The 16,857-nt window shown below is 58.0% G+C and carries 17 protein-coding genes; 13 read left to right on the top strand and 4 right to left on the bottom strand.

Annotation, left to right across the window (positions count from 1 at the left end; genetic code table 11):
* The 4 genes from ybcJ to N2K86_RS05205 all read left to right on the top strand — a co-directional run bounded on the left by ybcJ (window position 1) and on the right by N2K86_RS05205 (window position 3,642).
* A complete protein-coding gene (gene ybcJ, locus N2K86_RS05220) occupies window positions 1-213 on the top strand; it encodes a ribosome-associated protein YbcJ (protein ID WP_010428256.1) in 213 nt (70 codons plus the stop codon).
* 234 nt (window positions 214-447) lie between these two features.
* Window positions 448-1,947 (top strand): PTS transporter subunit EIIC, encoded by a 1,500-nt coding sequence (locus N2K86_RS05215; RefSeq protein WP_260660705.1) that lies wholly within the window; start codon window positions 448-450, stop codon window positions 1,945-1,947.
* Window positions 1,948-2,030: 83 nt separating this feature from the next.
* Window positions 2,031-3,047 (top strand): Mal regulon transcriptional regulator MalI, encoded by a 1,017-nt coding sequence (malI, locus tag N2K86_RS05210; protein WP_260660704.1) that lies wholly within the window; start codon window positions 2,031-2,033, stop codon window positions 3,045-3,047.
* A gap of 73 nt (window positions 3,048-3,120) precedes the next feature.
* Window positions 3,121-3,642 carry a metal-dependent hydrolase gene (locus N2K86_RS05205; protein ID WP_260660703.1) on the top strand — a complete coding sequence of 174 codons (522 nt, stop codon included), beginning with the start codon at window positions 3,121-3,123 and terminating at the stop codon, window positions 3,640-3,642.
* 91 nt (window positions 3,643-3,733) lie between these two features.
* Here the strand turns inward: N2K86_RS05205 and cysS are convergent, their stop codons facing one another.
* Window positions 3,734-5,119, bottom strand: a complete 1,386-nt coding sequence (gene cysS, locus N2K86_RS05200) for a cysteine--tRNA ligase (protein WP_260660702.1) — start codon at window positions 5,117-5,119, stop codon at window positions 3,734-3,736.
* Window positions 5,120-5,293: 174 nt separating this feature from the next.
* On the opposite strand from cysS, the gene ppiB reads away from it, so the two are divergent.
* From ppiB to N2K86_RS05165, 7 genes are all read left to right on the top strand, one after another.
* On the top strand, window positions 5,294-5,788 hold the full coding sequence (ppiB, locus tag N2K86_RS05195) for a peptidylprolyl isomerase B (protein WP_010428247.1): 495 nt from the start codon (window positions 5,294-5,296) through the stop codon (window positions 5,786-5,788).
* 3 nt (window positions 5,789-5,791) lie between these two features.
* The gene (gene lpxH, locus N2K86_RS05190) at window positions 5,792-6,514 is read left to right on the top strand and encodes a UDP-2,3-diacylglucosamine diphosphatase (RefSeq protein WP_260660701.1); all 723 of its coding nucleotides are present in this window, start codon (window positions 5,792-5,794) and stop codon (window positions 6,512-6,514) included.
* A gap of 139 nt (window positions 6,515-6,653) precedes the next feature.
* Entirely contained in the window at window positions 6,654-6,863 is a 210-nt protein-coding gene (locus tag N2K86_RS05185) for a YdgH/BhsA/McbA-like domain containing protein (RefSeq protein WP_260660700.1), read from the top strand.
* A gap of 171 nt (window positions 6,864-7,034) precedes the next feature.
* On the top strand, window positions 7,035-7,544 hold the full coding sequence (gene purE / locus N2K86_RS05180) for a 5-(carboxyamino)imidazole ribonucleotide mutase (protein ID WP_182274008.1): 510 nt from the start codon (window positions 7,035-7,037) through the stop codon (window positions 7,542-7,544).
* Complete coding sequence (gene purK, locus N2K86_RS05175) at window positions 7,541-8,608, top strand: 5-(carboxyamino)imidazole ribonucleotide synthase (RefSeq protein ID WP_260660699.1); 1,068 nt, start codon at window positions 7,541-7,543, stop codon at window positions 8,606-8,608. Before purE ends, purK begins: the two co-directional genes overlap by 4 nt.
* Window positions 8,609-8,691: 83 nt before the next feature.
* Window positions 8,692-9,762 carry a tRNA 2-selenouridine(34) synthase MnmH gene (gene mnmH / locus N2K86_RS05170; protein WP_260660698.1) on the top strand — a complete coding sequence of 357 codons (1,071 nt, stop codon included), beginning with the start codon at window positions 8,692-8,694 and terminating at the stop codon, window positions 9,760-9,762.
* A 228-nt stretch (window positions 9,763-9,990) separates the two neighbouring features.
* Entirely contained in the window at window positions 9,991-10,977 is a 987-nt protein-coding gene (locus N2K86_RS05165) for an IS110 family transposase (RefSeq protein ID WP_260658920.1), read from the top strand.
* A 60-nt stretch (window positions 10,978-11,037) separates the two neighbouring features.
* Here N2K86_RS05165 and N2K86_RS05160 read toward each other — a convergent pair whose 3' ends face one another.
* The 3 genes from N2K86_RS05160 to ybbA form a co-directional block, all read right to left on the bottom strand.
* Entirely contained in the window at window positions 11,038-12,183 is a 1,146-nt protein-coding gene (locus N2K86_RS05160; RefSeq protein WP_260660697.1) for a porin, read from the bottom strand.
* Between the two features lie 182 nt (window positions 12,184-12,365).
* Window positions 12,366-14,780 carry a putative ABC transporter permease subunit YbbP gene (gene ybbP / locus N2K86_RS05155; RefSeq protein WP_260660696.1) on the bottom strand — a complete coding sequence of 805 codons (2,415 nt, stop codon included), beginning with the start codon at window positions 14,778-14,780 and terminating at the stop codon, window positions 12,366-12,368.
* Window positions 14,777-15,463: a putative ABC transporter ATP-binding protein YbbA gene (gene ybbA, locus N2K86_RS05150; RefSeq protein WP_010428235.1), complete on the bottom strand. Its 687-nt coding sequence runs from the start codon at window positions 15,461-15,463 to the stop codon at window positions 14,777-14,779. The genes ybbP and ybbA overlap by 4 nt, the downstream gene beginning before the upstream one ends.
* Here ybbA and tesA point away from each other — a divergent pair.
* Both tesA and N2K86_RS05140 read left to right on the top strand, forming a co-directional pair.
* A complete protein-coding gene (tesA, locus tag N2K86_RS05145) occupies window positions 15,434-16,057 on the top strand; it encodes a multifunctional acyl-CoA thioesterase I/protease I/lysophospholipase L1 (RefSeq protein ID WP_260660695.1) in 624 nt (207 codons plus the stop codon). The two genes, ybbA and tesA, sit on opposite strands and share 30 nt — an antisense overlap.
* Complete coding sequence (locus N2K86_RS05140) at window positions 16,047-16,856, top strand: SDR family oxidoreductase (protein ID WP_260660694.1); 810 nt, start codon at window positions 16,047-16,049, stop codon at window positions 16,854-16,856. Before tesA ends, N2K86_RS05140 begins: the two co-directional genes overlap by 11 nt.
* The last annotated feature ends 1 nt before the right edge of the window (window position 16,857 follow it).

Here is a 16,857-nt window from a genome sequence, read left to right as displayed (position 1 = left end):
ATGGCCACATTTTCATTAGGCAAACACCCGCACGTAGAGCTGTGCGATCTGCTCAAGCTGGAAGGCTGGAGCGAAAGCGGTGCGCAGGCCAAAATCGTTATCGCCGACGGGCGAGTGAAAGTCGACGGCGCGGTGGAAACCCGCAAGCGCTGCAAGATTGTCGCGGGCCAGACCGTGAGCTTTGAAGGACAGAGCGTAACCGTTACGGCCTGAGCTGTTTGATGCCCTCACCCTAACCCTCTCCCACAGGGAGAGGGGATAAAAATCCCCCCACAACCATCACGGTTAATTATCGATCAACTTCAAATAATCACTATTTCATCTGTTGAAAGGTGAGATTTCAGTTGCGCGTTTTTCACTCTTTCCTCACGATAAGTAGAACGTTCTACTAAAACGTTCTACTTACAATAACAGCGCCTAAAAAAGCGCTACTCGGGGGAAATCAGCATGAGTCTGATATCAGGGTTTGTTAAATCGCTGTCTAAGTTATCGATGATTGGTCGCGCCTTAATGCTGCCAATTTCACTCCTTCCCGCTGCGGGCCTGCTGTTGGCCTTCGGCGATAAGTTCCATCTGCCGCTGATGATGAACGCGGGCGGGGTTATTTTTGATAACCTGCCGATGCTGTTTGCCATCGGCTCCGCCGTGGGCCTGGCGTCGGAGTCCGGCATCGCGGCGCTCTCTGCGGCGGTCTCGGTGTTTGTCACTAACATCACCATCAGCACCGTATTAAGCATCACGCCGGAGATGGCCTCTCAGGGCGGGAAATACGCCATGGTGGTCGGCATCCCGACGCTGCAGATGGGCGTCTTCGGCGGCCTGATCTGCGGGATCCTCGCGGCCTGGTGCTATAACCGCTTCCACACTATGCAGTTGCCGGAGTTCCTCGGTTTCTTCTCCGGTAAGCGCTTCGTGGCCATTGCAACGGCGTTTCTCTCGTTCCTGCTCGGCCTGCTGCTTCCGTACGTCTGGCAGCATATTCAGTCCGGCATCGACGCCCTTTCCGTGGTGGTGAACGGCGATAACCAGGCGGCCTCGACCTTTATCTTCGGTCTGGTAGAGCGCGCGCTGATCCCGCTTGGCCTGCACCACATCTGGTATCCGTCGTTCTGGTATTCGTTCGGGGATTACACCACCCAGGCGGGCCAGGTGATCCACGGCGACCAGACCATCTGGTTCAAGATGCTGGAAGAAGGGGTGAAATCCTTCAGCAGCGACACCTACCAGAACGCTGGCAAGTTCATGCAGGGTGAATTCCCGCTGATGCTGTTTGCGCTGCCCGCGGCGTGCCTGGCGATGTATCACGAAGCGCACACGAAGAATAAAAAAATCGCGGCCGGTATTCTGTTCTCCGCCGCACTCACCTGCTTCCTGACGGGTATTACGGAACCGGTTGAGTTTACCTTTATCTTCGTGGCGCCGATCCTGTACGTCTTCAACGCCATCATGGCGGGCCTGGCGTACATGACCATGTACCTGCTGCATGCGCATATCGCCAAGTCGTTCTCGGCGGGCTTTATCGACTACCTGTCGTTCGGGATCCTGCCGTCGTTTAACGGCTACCAGACCAACTTCCTGAGCGCCGTTATCATCGGTATCCCGATGGGGCTGATTTACTACTTTACCTTCCGCTTTGTGATCCGTCGTTTCGACGTGAAAACGCCGGGCCGTACCGAAGTGACCGCCAGTGCGAATGACAAGTCCGATTCCGAACTTGCCACCGAAATCATCAGCCTGCTGGGGGGCGCGCAGAATATCGATTCGGTTGGCTCCTGTATCACCCGCCTGCGTCTGGAAGTGGCAAAAAGCGACGCGGTAGATAAAGACGGTCTTAACGGACTTGGCGCGCGCGGCGTGGTCTTCGTCGGCGACAACGGTATACAGGTGATTTTCGGTGCCAGAGCACAGTTTATCGCGCAGACCATGTCCACCATGATCGGCAAATAATAAGATGCCTGAACGACACGTCTCCTGTACGCTGGGAGACGTGTTTTATCTGGCTGATTATCGGTAAATTTCAGGGAGCGGTTTTGAAGAAAGTCAGCATCATTGATGTCGCAAAGCACGCGGGCGTGTCGGTCTCAACCGTCTCGCTGGTGCTACGCCAGAAAGGGAAAATCTCAGAGGCGACGATCGAGAAGGTCAATGCCGCCATCACGACGCTGGGCTATGTTCATAACGTTGCCGCTGCCAACCTCCGCGCCAATACGTCCAATCTGATAGGCCTGATCCTGCGTGACTTCAGCGACAGCTTTTCCATCAAGGTGATGGCAAGCATTGTTCAGGAGCTGGAGAGGCAGGGATACATGGTTTTTCTCGGTCAGCCGCTGAACGACCGGGAACATCTGGAACGTACCCTGCTGTCGTTTAAGCAGCAGGGTGTCGCAGGCGTCATTTATCTCGCGTCTGACACCCGTACTTCTGCCCTGCCGGAGCAGATCCGCCAGTGTCCGCTGCCGCTGGTAGTGGTCTCGCAGTCCCTGCTCGATGAAAAATGCAATCTGGTGATGCGCGACAACCGCCAGGCGGCGAACCTTGCCGCGCGTTATCTTATCGAGCGCGGACATCGCACAATCGCCTATATTGGCGGGCGCGAGGGCTGCCTTATCCGCGAGCAGCGCCTGCTCGGTTTTCGCAGCGCGATGACGCAGAACGGGCTGGTCTGGCGCGATGACTATTCACCTGCCTGCAGCGACGACACGCAGGCCGCCGCGATGGCGACTCGCCAGCTGCTGGAAAAAAATAACGCCATCACCGCCCTGCTCTGTCACTCGCCGGATGCGATGATTGGTTCAATTTCCGGCATTCATCAGGTGGGTCGCACCGTGGGGAAAGATGTGTTCTTAACTCAGCAGGTGGCGCTGATCGGTTTTGAAGATATGCTGCACGTTAACCTCACATCACCGTCATTCACTTACGTCTCCTCGGCCAGTGACGAAACCGGGCGGCAGGCGGCGGGGCTGATAATCCGTAAGCTGAAAGAGCCGGATTTGCAAACCCAGCGCATTACCCTCTCCGGGCAGCTTATCGCGCGCGAATCGGCGTAAAATCAGAATAGAGGCCAGGTCTGTTAGCGCAAGATTACTGCTATATTTCCATGATTTGCCATGGATAATCGCAATGCCTACCGTTATTACGCACGCCGCTGTTCCGCTTTGCCTGGGCTTAGGTCTGGGAACTAAAGTCATCCCTCCGCGCCTGCTGTTTGCCGGAATTCTCCTCGCCATGCTGCCCGACGCTGACGTGCTGGCGTTTAAATTCGGCGTCGCCTACGGGAATATTTTTGGCCATCGCGGCTTTACCCATTCGCTTCTGTTTGCCTTTGCGGTGCCGATACTGTGCGTGCTGATTGGACGACGATGGTTCCGGGCCAGCCTGACGCGGTGCTGGCTGTTTTTAACCGTCTCGCTGTTGTCGCATAGCCTGCTGGATTCGATCACCACGGGCGGGAAAGGCGTCGGCTGGCTGTGGCCGTGGTCGGATGAACGTTTCTTTGCGCCGTGGCAGGTCATTAAGGTCGCGCCGTTTGCGCTGTCTCGCTACACCACGCCGTACGGGCATCAGGTCATTATCTCGGAACTGCTGTGGGTGTGGCTGCCGGGGATAGTGCTGATGGGGTTGCTGTGGTGGAGGCGGAGGTAAAAGAAAAGCCGGGTGGCGGCTACGCCTTACCCGGCCTACGGTCGTGATGTGGTAGGCCCGGTAAGCGTAAGCACCACCGGGCATTACGGACTTACTTACGACGCCAGGTCGTTCCCTGCGGGCCGTCTTCCAGAATGATGCCCATCTCGGTCAGACGGTTGCGCGCCGCATCCGCCGCCGCCCAGTCTTTTGCCTGACGCGCTTCCAGACGCGCTTTGATCAACGCTTCAATTTCCGCCACTTCACCGTCGTCCGCCTGCGCACCGCTCTGCAGGAACACGTCCGGCTCCTGCTCCAGCAGACCGAGCACGGAAGAGAGCTTACGCAGATGGGACGCCAGCGCATTCGCCGCGGCCATATCTTCTGACTTCAGGCGGTTCACTTCGCGCGCCATGTCGAACAGCACGGAGTAGGCTTCTGGGGTGTTAAAGTCGTCGTTCATCACCTCAACGAAGCGCGCTTCGAACGCTTCACCGCCTGCGGCAGAAACAGACTTATCGGTACCGCGCAGCGCGGTGTACAGACGCTCCAGCGCCGAGCGCGCCTGTTTCAGGTTCTCTTCACTGTAGTTCAGCTGGCTGCGATAGTGGCCGGACATCAGGAAGTAGCGCACGGTTTCCGCGTCGTAATACTTCAGCACGTCGCGCACGGTGAAGAAGTTGCCCAGCGATTTAGACATCTTCTCGCGGTCAACCATTACCATCCCGGAGTGCATCCAGTAGTTCACGTACTCGCCACCGTGGGCGCAGGTGGACTGCGCGATTTCGTTTTCGTGGTGCGGGAACATCAGATCCGAACCGCCGCCATGAATGTCGAAGTGTTTGCCCAGCTGTTTGCAGTTCATTGCTGAACATTCAATGTGCCAGCCTGGTCGGCCTTCGCCCCATGGCGATGGCCAGCTTGGTTCGCCCTCTTTGGACATCTTCCACAGCACGAAGTCCATCGGGTTACGCTTCACGTCAACCACGTCAACGCGCGCACCGGCCTGCAGCTGGTCCAGATCCTGGCGAGAGAGCGCGCCGTAGGTTGGGTCCGTCGGGACGGAGAACATCACGTCGCCGTTGTCCGCTACATAGGCGTGACCGCGTGCGATCAGCTTCTCGGTGATGTCGATAATTTCATGAATATGGTGCGTCGCGCGCGGCTCGCTGTCCGGGCGCAGAATATTTAAAGCGTCGAAATCTTTGTGCATTTCAACGATCATACGGTCCACCAGCGCCACAAAGCTTTCGCCGTTTTCATTAGCGCGCTTGATGATTTTGTCGTCAATGTCGGTGATATTGCGCACGTACTTGAGGTTATAGCCCAAAAAACGCAGGTAACGAGAAACCACGTCGAAGGCGACAAAGGTACGGCCATGGCCGATATGACAGAGATCGTAAACCGTAATACCACACACGTACATGCCGACTTCCCCGGCATGGATAGGTTTAAATTCCTCTTTTTGGCGCGTCATTGTATTAAAGATTTTTAACATCGAAGATTCCATGTAAACACGTGTGTGGACGAAAACCGGGTATTCTACCCGTAATTCAAACCCGAAGCAGCACACAATGCAAGGTGATCGCATCCTGTGGTTATGCTATAACAAGCCCCTATAGATGACCCGAACGCGGGTCGACGTACCACAATAACGGAACAGGATGCAAAAATGGTTACTTTCCACACTAATCATGGCGATATCGTAATCAAGACCTTTGATGACAAAGCGCCTGAAACAGTTAAAAACTTCCTGGACTACTGCCGCGAAGGTTTCTACAACAACACCATTTTCCACCGCGTGATCAACGGCTTTATGATCCAGGGCGGCGGTTTTGAACCTGGCATGAACCAGAAAGAGACCAAAGAAGCGATCAAAAACGAAGCGAACAACGGTCTGAAAAACACCCGTGGTACGCTGGCGATGGCCCGTACTCAGGCACCACACTCTGCAACCGCGCAGTTCTTCATCAACGTGGCTGACAACGACTTCCTGAACTTCTCCGGCGAAAGCCTGCAGGGTTGGGGCTACTGCGTATTCGCAGAAGTGGTTGAAGGTATGGACGTGGTTGACAAGATCAAAGCCGTCTCTACTGGCCGAAGCGGTATGCACCAGGACGTTCCTAAAGAAGACGTAGTGATTACAAGCGTGACCGTCAGCGAGTAATTCGTGGCGACACTCTTTATTGCGGATCTGCATCTGCAAACGGAAGAACCGGCGATCACCGCCGGTTTTCTGCGTTTTTTACGCGGTGAAGCCAAAAGCGCCGATGCGCTGTACATCCTGGGCGACCTGTTTGAAGCCTGGATTGGCGACGACGATCCTAACCCGCTGCACCGTGAAATGGCTGCCGCCATTCACGCGCTGGTAGATTCCGGCGTTCCCTGCTACTTCATTCACGGCAACCGTGATTTCCTGATAGGCCAGCGCTACGCCCGCGAAAGCGGCATGACGCTGCTGCCGGAAGAGCAGGTGCTCGACCTCTATGGCCGCAACGTCCTGATCATGCACGGCGACACGCTCTGCACTGACGATACCGGCTACCTGGCGTTTCGCGCCAAAGTCCATATTCCGTGGATCCAGACACTGTTCCTCGCCCTGCCGCTGTTTATCCGCAACCGCATCGCCGCCAAAATGCGCGCAGGCAGTAAAGCCGCCAACAGCAGCAAATCCATGACCATCATGGACGTCAACCCGCAGGCGGTCGTGAACGTGATGGAAAAGCATCGCGTTCAGTGGCTCATCCACGGTCATACCCATCGTCCTGACGTGCATTCCCTTATCGCCAACGGCGAACCGGCCCATCGCGTGGTATTGGGCGCGTGGCACGCCGAAGGCTCCATGGTCAAAGTCACGCCCGAAGGCGTGGAGCTGATCGCGTTTCCGTTTTAATCTCTCCTCACAATTCATTCTATTTTTTTGAATGATATCGGCAAATTGTTTCGATTTTAATCAGCCCGTGGTCAGTCTATTATTTATCACATCAGGGCAACACGCCCCACTCCAGACAAAACACTTAAGGAATACGACCATGAAATCCATCAAAACTTTCGTTGCAGTTGCTGCCCTCTCCCTGATTTCTTTCGGTTCTTTCGCGCAGAGCGTGAGCGCAACCGCCTCTACCCTTGATCGCGCAGAAGCGAAAATTGCTGCCCAGGCCGCCGAACAGGGTGCCTCTTATAAAATCACGAGCGCGAAGGTCGACAACCGCGTTTACATGACCGCACAACTGACTAAATAATCATTGCCGATTGACGAAAACAGACCGCCAGAACGCGGTCTGTTTTGTTATGAATTGATGGCAACAACGGCTCAAGATTTAACCGCGCAACCGTTTTCCTTGCCCGTATAACATGCTATTCTCTGTGCCCTCGAAAGCAGTGTGTTTCGCACCACAGGAGTTTTAAGACGCATGTCTTCCCGCAATAATCCGGCGCGTGTCGCCATCGTGATGGGGTCCAAAAGCGACTGGGCTACCATGCAGTTCGCCGCCGAAATCTTTGAAATCCTGAATGTTCCGCACCACGTTGAAGTGGTCTCCGCGCACCGTACACCGGACAAACTGTTCAGCTTCGCCGAAAGTGCCGAAGAGAATGGTTACGAGGTGATCATCGCCGGTGCGGGCGGCGCAGCACATCTGCCGGGCATGATTGCCGCCAAAACCCTGGTGCCGGTTCTGGGCGTCCCGGTACAAAGCGCCGCGTTAAGCGGCGTGGATAGCCTCTACTCCATCGTCCAGATGCCGCGCGGTATTCCTGTCGGCACGCTGGCGATTGGCAAAGCGGGTGCGGCGAATGCAGCCCTGCTGGCAGCGCAAATTCTTGCGACACACGATAAAGCATTGCATCAGCGTCTGGCGGACTGGCGTAAAGCCCAGACTGACGAAGTGCTGGACAATCCGGACCCGCGGGGTGCGGCATGAAGCAGGTCTGCGTCCTCGGTAACGGCCAGTTAGGCCGCATGCTGCGTCAGGCCGGTGAGCCGCTGGGTATTGCCGTCTGGCCCGTCGGGCTGGACGATGAACCGGAAGCCGTGCCGTTTCACCAGAGCGTGATCACCGCCGAGATTGAACGCTGGCCGGAGACCGCTCTGACCCGCGAGCTGGCGCGTCACAACGCTTTCGTTAACCGCGACGTGTTCCCGATCATTGCCGACCGTCTGACGCAAAAGCAGCTGTTCGACAAGCTCGGTCTGCCGACCGCGCCGTGGCAGCTGTTGTCCGATAAAAGCGAGTGGAATGACGTCTTCGCCATGCTGGGCGATCTGGCGATCGTGAAGCGTCGCGTGGGCGGCTACGACGGCCGCGGCCAGTGGCGCCTGCGCGCAGACGACACCGCCGAGCTGCCGGACGACTGCTACGGCGAGTGCATCGTTGAGCAGGGCATCAATTTCAGCGGCGAAGTGTCGCTGGTGGGCGCGCGCGGGCATGACGGGCACACCGTTTTTTATCCACTAACGCATAACCTTCATCAGGACGGCATTCTGCGCACCAGCGTGGCCTTCCCGCACGCCAATGCTGACCAGCAGGCGCAGGCAGAAGAGATGCTCTCTGCCATCATGCACGAACTGGGCTATGTCGGCGTGATGGCGATGGAGTGCTTTATCACCCCGTCCGGCCTGCTGATCAACGAACTTGCGCCGCGCGTACACAACAGCGGCCACTGGACGCAAAACGGCGCGTCCATCAGCCAGTTCGAACTGCATCTGCGCGCGATTACCGACCTGCCGCTGCCGCAGCCGGTGGTGAACAGCCCGTCGGTGATGATCAACCTGATCGGCACCGATCTGAACTACGACTGGCTGAAGCTGCCGCTGGTGCATCTGCACTGGTATGACAAAGAGGTTCGCGCGGGTCGTAAGGTCGGTCACCTGAACCTGAACGACAGCGACACGGACCGCCTGAGCGCCACCCTGGAAGCCATGATCCCTCTCCTGCCGCCGGAATATGCGAGCGGCATTGTCTGGGCGCAGTCAAAACTGAAGTAAGTATCCCCGCCGGGGAGTTGACCTTCCCCTTCCCCGGCGTACAATCCCCGCCCATTGCAGCTCAGTTTTCTTCTGGAATCACCATGAACGATGGAACGGACTATCGCGCGATCCTCGCGTCCGATACCCCTTTAATCGACGTTCGCGCGCCGATCGAATTTGCCCAGGGCGCGATGCCTGCGGCAGTTAACCTGCCCTTAATGAACGACGACGAGCGCGCCGCCGTCGGCACCTGCTACAAACGCCAGGGCCCCGAGGCAGCGCTGGCGCTCGGCCATCGTCTGGTGAACGGCGTCACGCGTGAGGCGCGCATCAACGCCTGGCGCGAGGCCAGCCTTGCCCATCCTGAGGGCTATCTTTGCTGCGCGCGCGGCGGCCAGCGCTCACATATCTCGCAGGCCTGGCTAAAAGAGTCGGGCATCGACTACCCGCTGATCCGCGGTGGCTATAAGGCCCTGCGTCAGACGGCGATTCAGGTGACCATCGAGCAGTCACAAAAGCCGATGGTGCTTATCGGCGGTTGTACCGGAAACGGTAAAACCCTGCTGGTGAAGCAGCACGCACAGGGCATTGATCTGGAAGGGCTGGCGCACCACCGCGGTTCGTCATTTGGCCGTACGCTCACGCCGCAGCTGTCCCAGGCCAGCTTTGAAAATCACCTTGCCGTCGAGCTGCTAAAGAAAGATGCCGCACGCTGGGTGCTGGAAGATGAAGGCCGGATGATTGGGTCCAACCACCTGCCGGAGTGCCTGCGCGACCGCATGGTTGAAGCGCCTATCGTCGTGGTAGAAGATCCGTTTGAAATTCGTCTTGAGCGCCTGCGCGAAGAGTATTTCGACCATATGTGGGCGGATTTTTCAGCTACCTACGGTGAAGAAGCGGGCTGGAAGGAGTACAGCGCGTATCTGCACCACGGCCTGTTCGCCATTCGCCGCCGTCTTGGGCTACAGCGGTATGCAGAATTCACCGCTCTGTTAGATTCCGCGCTGTTGGAACAGCAACGCTCTGGCAGCACGGACGCGCACTTCCGCTGGCTTGTGCCGCTCCTGAACGACTATTACGACCCGATGTACGGCTATCAGCTGGAGAAAAAAGCGGAGAAGATTGTGTATCGCGGGACGTTTGAAGACGTTGCCGAGTGGCTTAATCGCTGAAAAAAGCCGGGTGGCGGCTACGCCTTACCCGGCCTTGTATTATCCTCCCGTACAGAAAGAACCGGCCAGTTCTTTCTGTCAGGCAGTCCACATGCCGTACCCGGCCTTAGGCCTCGAGCCTGTGTTGTAGATCCCTGCAGTGGACTGCCCCTTCTCCACAAGTGACAAACCGGACAGTATCATGGACCGGTTTTCCCGGTAATCCGCATTCACAAGGTTGGTTTCACTATGGAACAGGAACTTCACTTTATTGGTATCGATGTCTCCAAAGCTAAGCTGGATGTCGATGTGTTGCGACCTGATGGCCGTCACCGCAGCAAAAAGTTTACTAACACCCCTAAAGGTCACGAGGAGCTGCTCAGGTGGCTCCGCAGCCATAATGTGGCTCCGGCCCACATCTGCATGGAGGCGACCAGCACCTATATGGAAGACGTCGCGGCTTCCCTCAGCGATGCCGGTTTCACCGTATCCATCATCAACCCGGCTCTGGGTAAAGCCTTTGCGCAGAGCGAAGGCCTGCGCAGTAAAACCGATGCCGTGGATGCCCGTATGCTGGCAGAGTTCTGCCGGCAGAAGCGTCCGGCAGCCTGGGAGGCACCGCATCCGGTGGAGCGCGCGTTGCGGGCGCTGGTACTGCGGCATCAGTCCCTGACGGACATGCACACGCAGGAGCTGAACCGCCGTGAGACGGCGCGGGAGGTGCAGATGCCGAGCATTGATGCGCACCTTCTGTGGCTGGAAGCGGAGCTGAAGCGGCTGGAGAAACAGATAAAGGACCTGACGGATGACGACCCGGACCTGAAGCACCGGCGAAAACTGCTGGACAGCATACCGGGTATCGGTGAAAAGACGTCCGCCGTGCTGCTGGCGTATGTGGGACTGAAGGACAGGTTCGGGCAGGCGCGGCAGTTCGCGGCGTTCGCAGGGCTGACACCGCGGCAACATGAATCCGGAAGCAGCGTAAACAGGGCAAGCAGGATGAGTAAGGCTGGCCATGTCTCGCTTCGCCGGGCGCTGTATATGCCCGCGATGGTGGCGCTGTACAAAACGGAGTGGGGAAAAGGATTCAGGGCGCGTCTGGAAAAGAACGGTAAGGGAGCGAAGCTGATAATCGGAGCGATGATGCGTAAGCTGGCGCAGGTGGCGTATGGCGTCCTGAAGTCAGGACGCCCGTTCGATGTCACGTTGCATCAGGAAAATGCTTGCGTGGCATAACAGTATCTACATGCGCTTTTGTAGCCCCGGTAAGCGCAGCGCCACCGGGGAACAGACCGCTTAGAAGTCGTAACGCAGACGCACCAGGTTCATGTCGCCCAGGTTGTCGGTGCTGGAAGTGAACACGTGTTCGTAATCCACGCGGAAACCGTAATCCAGCTGGAAGCTGATACCCACGCCGTTGTCGATGCGCTGGTAGTTACGGCCGTTCACGTACTCAATGCGGTCGCCCATGAAGTAAGGCTGGATGGATTTCACCGCATACTGACCGATTGGGAACGTGTAGCCCGCAAAGTATTCAATACCCCATGCATCACCGGCGAAGTAGTCGTTAACCGACACTTTTTTGGTGGTCAGGAAGTTTTGGTACCAGCCGCCGCCAGCGGAGAAAGTCCAGTTGTCCGGCGTCCAGCTCAGCGCGGTACCGACAATATTCTGGTCGTAGGATTTGCTGTCGCCGTTGTCCGGGTTACGCATGTCCGCGCGGGTGTAGTTCCACGCTGCGCCCCAGGTCAGATCGGTAGTCAGGTGATAATCCAGACCGAGCGAGCCGCCGCCTTTACGCTTGTAGCGCAGGCCGTTACCCGGCAGGTATTCGCTGTCTTCAAACAGGTAAGAGGCGTAGATGTCTGCATCGCCCACGGTTTTCTTATATTTCAGCATCTGGCGTGAGCGATAAGAACCGTCGTAGTCGCCGTTGATGCCGTTGCCCGGTGCCTGGCCGATCATGTCGTAGTCCCAGATATCGGTTTTCGCGCCCACCACATCATAGTAAACGCTGTTCTGTTGACCGAAGGTCAGCGTACCCCAGGTGTCGCTCTTCAGACCGGTATAGAGCATACGACGAGACGTGTCGTGCGCACCATCGGCGTAGTGGTTATCCCAGTTGAACTGCGCCGGAATGTTCACACCCAGCTCGTAGTAGCTGATCCAGCTGATGTCATCGAACAGGTAGTAATCTGCCGCGAAACGGAAGCGGGTGCCGCCGTCAAAGCCGTTACGCTTATAGCTGTTTTTACCGTCGTCGCCGGTCATGTTCTGGAACTGCGGACGAATACTGCCGCCAACGGTGAAGTTCAGGCGGCTCAGCGGGTTGCCTGCCTGTGGGTCTTGCTTAAGAACCGTGATTTCCGCCTGAGAAGCGAAGGACGTCAATGCCACTGCTGCGCCGATCGTTACCGCCAGCGCTGATTTTTTTATTGTCATTATTTTTCCTTGATAGACACGCCGCTAAATATTTAGCAGGTGAATATTAACTGGAAATAAGCGGGCTGTGTCGGTGGGTTTTTAATGTTTTGTGCCACTAAACAAGTGGTTATTATCGTTTTGTGCTATTAAGTGATTGCGCACCAGCATATAAACCGGTGCACAATCATCACGTAAGTGAACTAACTCGCAAACTGGCGGAACAGCGCTTTGCCTTTTAATAACCGCGTACCGAGCCAGCCGCCACAGAGTGAAAGCAGCACTGCGCCGCAGAGGGGCAGCGTCAACCACAGCCGCCAGTCAGGCTCCCACGGGAAGTCGAACACCTTTGTCTGCAGCACCGCCAGCGCGGTCTCCGCGCCTATCGCCGCCACCAGACCGGCCACCAGCCCCAGCAGGGCAAACTCACTCCAGAGCGTGGCGCGTAACAGGCGCTTGCTGGCACCCAGCGTGCGATAGACCACCAGTTCCTGATGGCGCTGGCGCATGCCAACCTGCACCTGCGCCAGCAACAGCAGGACGCCGCAGATTGTCACCAGCACCACCATCACCTCCAGCGCGCGGCTCACCTGCTCCAGCACCTGCCCAACCTGCTTCAGGATCGCGCCGATATCCAGCAGGCTGACCGTCGGGAATTCCCGGTTAAGCTGGGTCAGCATGCCGTTACCGTTCTCCCAGCGGAAGCTGGTGAGCCAGCTCTGCGGCTGACCGTCCAGCGCACCTGCCGGGAAGATGAAGAAGAAGTTCGGTCGCAGGCTCTCCCAGTCCACCTTGCGCAGGCTGGTCACTTTGGCGCTGAAGTCCTGCGTATCACCGGTAAACGTCACGCTGTCCCCGAGCTTCACGTTCAGGCGCGTCGCCAGCCCCTCTTCCATCGATACCTCCCCCGCTTTCGGCGGCCAGGTTCCGGCAGTAATCGGGTTATGGTCAGGACGTTTATCCTGCCAGGTCAGGTTCAGCTCGCGGTTAAGCGACTCATCTTTATTTCCCTCCGTCGGCTGGCCGTTGATCTGCGTCAGGCGCGCGCGAACGATGGGATAAAACGACTCAGGAATAATGTGATGCTCCGACAGGAAGCCCTTCAGCGACGTCACCTGTTCGGGGGCAATGTTGATCAGGAAATAGTTCGGGCTTTCCGGCGGAAGCTGCTGCTGCCAGCGATCCAGCAGATCGCCACGCAGCACTAAAAGCAGCGCCAGCAGCATAAACGACAGCGAAAACGCCGACAGCTGGCTGAGCGTGGACCACGGCTGATGCAGCAGACGGTTGACCGCCAGCCTCACGGGCAACGACTTGACCGTCAGCCTTCTCAGCACGTTGAGCAACAGCCAGCCCAACACGCCGCACAGCAGCGCCAGCACCACAGCCCCCGCCAGCACGGCCCACAGCAGCGTGCTGCCCCCCATCAGCCAGGCCAGCAGCCCAACCGCCACGGCAAAAATGACCGGCAGATAAAACTTCAGCGGACAGACGCTGGCGACCACGTCCTGACGCAGCACGCGCAGCGGCTGCGTCGCGAGCAGCAGCCGGTACGGGCGTAGCCCTACCAGCAGCGAAATCACCGTCATCGCGCCGATTGCCCATAGCCACGGCCAGAGGCTGGCGGGCGGCAGTGCGGCAGGCAGCACCGGCTTTAGCAGCACCATCAGCAGCTTCTCAAACAGCAGCCCGATGGCCCCACCGGTGATGGCAGACAGCGCCAGCACCATCAGCCACTGGCCGACGATCAGCTTGCGCAGCTGCGCCCGGCCCGCGCCGAGGGTTTTGAGGATCGCCACCAGGTCGTAGCGGCTGCGGCAGTAGTGCCCCATCGCCACGGCAACCGCCGCAATGGCCAGCAGCAGGGTTAACAGCGCCGAGAGCAACAGGAACTGCTGAGAACGTTCAAGGGATTTGCCGAGCGCCCCTTCGTCCTGCTCCAGCCCGTACCAGCGGTGCTCCGGCTTAAGCTGCGGCAGGAGCCATTTTTCATACGTATCAAGCTGCGCAGGCGTGCCGCCAAACTTGTAGCGCCAGGTGACGCGGCTGCCCGGCTGCACGGCGTTGGTTTTCGCCACGTCAGCGGTATTCATCATCAAACGCGGCGCAAGCTGGAACGGGTTAAAGCCGGAATCCGGCTCCTGTACCACTTCTCCCGCAATCCTGAGCGTCGCGTCGCCGACGTCGATGCTGTCACCCGTTTTCAGGTTCAGCAGCGCCATCAGACGCGGTGCCAGCAGTACCGTGCCTGGCGCGGGTGTTAATCCCGCCGGACGGGTCTCCAGTTCACCGTACATCGGGTAGATATCATCGACGGCTTTGACGCTGGCCAGCTGCGGCGTGTCGCCTGCGAAGGTCATGGTCTGGAAGCTTATCTGCTCGCCCACCTTCAGCCCAATTTTGCGCGCTTCTTCAATCCAGCCAGGCGGAACCGCGCGCGAACTTTGCAGCGCCCTGTCCCCCGCCATAAATTCCCGGCTTTGCTGGCTGAGCCCTTTTTCCATACGGTCACTGACGCTGCCGAGCGCCAGCACGCAGGCCACCGCCAGGCTTAACGCCAGCCAGACAATCAGCAGCGAGGGCGAGCGCCACTCGCGCCAGAACCAGCGGGCAATCATGCTTCCTCCTGAAGAATACCGTTTACCAGGCGCAGGCGGCGGTCGCAGCGGGCGGCCAGCTGCGGATCGTGCGTCACCAGAATCAGCGTGGTGCCGTGTTCACGGTTGAGCGAAAACAGCAGATCGGCAATCTTGTCCCCGGTTTTACGATCAAGGTTACCGGTGGGTTCATCGGCAAACAGCACTTCCGGGCGACCGTTAAACGCGCGCGCCAGCGCCACGCGCTGCTGCTCACCGCCCGAAAGCTGTGCCGGGAGGTGGTCAAGGCGTTTGCCCAGCCCCAGCTGTTCCAGCAGGGCTTTGGCGTGTTCGCGACTTTCACGGGTATTTTCACCGCGCAGCAGCCCCGGCAGCTCAACGTTTTCCAGCGCGTTCAGCGTCGGGATCAGCATGAAGGACTGGAAGACAAAGCCGATATGGCGAGCGCGCAACGCGGCGCGCGCTTCTTCATCCAGCTGGTGCAACGGCTGCCCGACCAGGTGGACCTCCCCACTGCTGCCGTCATCCAGCCCGGCCAGAATTGCCAGCAGCGTGGACTTCCCTGAGCCGGATTCACCGATCAGCGCGATGGTTTCGGCGCGTTTGACAACGAGTTCAACTCCGGTGAGGATGGACAGCTCGTGTTCTCCCTGACCGACGGACTTCTTAAGACGATGAACTTCAACACTGTTTTCCGCTGGCATTTGCCCTTCCTTTTTTTGATTCTGATGACCTTCCGCGCGGCGGCTGCGGACACGTTACTGATTCTGGGCGACAGCCTGAGCGCAGGCTATCGCATGGCGGCCAGCGCGGCCTGGCCCGCATTACTCAATGACAAATGGCAGACCCAAACGTCCGTCGTCAACGGCAGCATCAGCGGCGATACCTCACAGCAGGGGCTTTCGCGCCTTCCCGCGCTACTCAAACAGCATCAGCCGCGCTGGGTGCTGGTCGAACTGGGGGGTAATGATGGCCTGCGCGGCTTCCAGCCTCAGCAAACCGAGCAAACCCTGCGTACCATTTTGCAGGAGATCAAAGCGGCGAACGCCCAGCCGTTGCTGATGCAAATTCGCCTGCCGGCTAACTACGGCCGTCGGTATAATGAAGCCTTTAGCGCGATCTACCCTAAGCTTGCCAAAGAGTTTGATATTCCCCTACTGCCATTTTTCATGGAAGAGGTCTATCTGAAACCCCAATGGATGCAAGACGACGGTATTCATCCCAATCGCGATGCACAGTCGTTTATTGCCGACTGGATGGCAACCCGGCTGGCTCCTTTAGTTAAACATGACTCGTAATTCAGCGGAGTTCCTGACAGGTAAAGTTATGCAAAAATCGGTCTTAATAACAGGATGTTCCAGCGGAATTGGCCTTGAAAGCGCCCTCGAGTTGAAGCGTCAGGGATTTCGGGTGCTGGCGGCCTGCCGCAAACCTGAAGATGTTGAACGCATGAACGGCATGGGCTTCACCGGCGTGTTGCTGGATCTGGACTCACCGGAAAGCGTTGAACGCGCGGCGGATGAGGTCATCGCCCTGACCGATAACCGTCTGTTCGGCCTGTTCAATAATGCTGGCTTCGGCGTGTACGGCCCGCTGGAGAGCATCACGCGCGAACAGCTTGAACAACAGTTTTCCGCGAACTTTTTCGGCGTACATCAGCTCACCATGCGCCTGCTTCCCGCCATGCTGCCGCACGGAGAAGGACGCATCGTCATGACCTCCTCGGTAATGGGGCTGATTTCCACCCCGGGCCGCGGTGCCTACGCTGCAAGCAAATATGCGCTGGAGGCGTGGTCCGATGCCCTGCGCATGGAGCTACGCCACAGCGGCATCAAGGTCAGCCTGATTGAACCCGGCCCAATCCGCACCCGCTTCACCGAAAACGTCAACCAGACCCAGTCGGACAAACCGGTCGAAAACCCCGGCATTGCCGCACGCTTTACGTTAGGTCCTGAAGCGGTTGTCGCCAAAGTGCGCCATGCTTTTGAGAGCGATAACCCCAAAGTGCGTTATCCGGTCACGCTGGTGACCCATGCCGTTGGCTGGCTAAAACGCCTTCTGCCGGGCCGGGTGATGGACAAAATTTTACACGGCTGAG

The organism is Enterobacter mori (genome assembly GCF_025244905.1).
GTDB lineage: Bacteria > Pseudomonadota > Gammaproteobacteria > Enterobacterales > Enterobacteriaceae > Enterobacter > Enterobacter mori_A.
Note: the sequence above shows the minus strand (reverse complement) of the source record. Positions and strands in the feature narration are given on the sequence as shown.

What these genes read in the sequence shown, in the direction of transcription:
- ybcJ (WP_010428256.1), top strand. Translation starts at nt 1, where the DNA reads ATGGCCACATTTTCATTAGGCAAACACCCGCACGTAGAGCTGTGCGAT.
- N2K86_RS05165 (WP_260658920.1), top strand. Translation starts at nt 9,991, where the DNA reads ATGGAACAGGAACTTCACTTTATTGGTATCGATGTCTCCAAAGCTAAG.
- purK (WP_260660699.1), top strand. Translation starts at nt 7,541, where the DNA reads ATGAAGCAGGTCTGCGTCCTCGGTAACGGCCAGTTAGGCCGCATGCTG.
- ybbA (WP_010428235.1), bottom strand. Translation starts at nt 15,463, where the DNA reads ATGCCAGCGGAAAACAGTGTTGAAGTTCATCGTCTTAAGAAGTCCGTC.
- ppiB (WP_010428247.1), top strand. Translation starts at nt 5,294, where the DNA reads ATGGTTACTTTCCACACTAATCATGGCGATATCGTAATCAAGACCTTT.
- mnmH (WP_260660698.1), top strand. Translation starts at nt 8,692, where the DNA reads ATGAACGATGGAACGGACTATCGCGCGATCCTCGCGTCCGATACCCCT.
- N2K86_RS05160 (WP_260660697.1), bottom strand. Translation starts at nt 12,183, where the DNA reads ATGACAATAAAAAAATCAGCGCTGGCGGTAACGATCGGCGCAGCAGTG.
- N2K86_RS05205 (WP_260660703.1), top strand. Translation starts at nt 3,121, where the DNA reads ATGCCTACCGTTATTACGCACGCCGCTGTTCCGCTTTGCCTGGGCTTA.
- N2K86_RS05185 (WP_260660700.1), top strand. Translation starts at nt 6,654, where the DNA reads ATGAAATCCATCAAAACTTTCGTTGCAGTTGCTGCCCTCTCCCTGATT.
- ybbP (WP_260660696.1), bottom strand. Translation starts at nt 14,780, where the DNA reads ATGATTGCCCGCTGGTTCTGGCGCGAGTGGCGCTCGCCCTCGCTGCTG.
- cysS (WP_260660702.1), bottom strand. Translation starts at nt 5,119, where the DNA reads ATGTTAAAAATCTTTAATACAATGACGCGCCAAAAAGAGGAATTTAAA.
- tesA (WP_260660695.1), top strand. Translation starts at nt 15,434, where the DNA reads ATGAACTTCAACACTGTTTTCCGCTGGCATTTGCCCTTCCTTTTTTTG.
- N2K86_RS05215 (WP_260660705.1), top strand. Translation starts at nt 448, where the DNA reads ATGAGTCTGATATCAGGGTTTGTTAAATCGCTGTCTAAGTTATCGATG.
- N2K86_RS05140 (WP_260660694.1), top strand. Translation starts at nt 16,047, where the DNA reads ATGACTCGTAATTCAGCGGAGTTCCTGACAGGTAAAGTTATGCAAAAA.
- purE (WP_182274008.1), top strand. Translation starts at nt 7,035, where the DNA reads ATGTCTTCCCGCAATAATCCGGCGCGTGTCGCCATCGTGATGGGGTCC.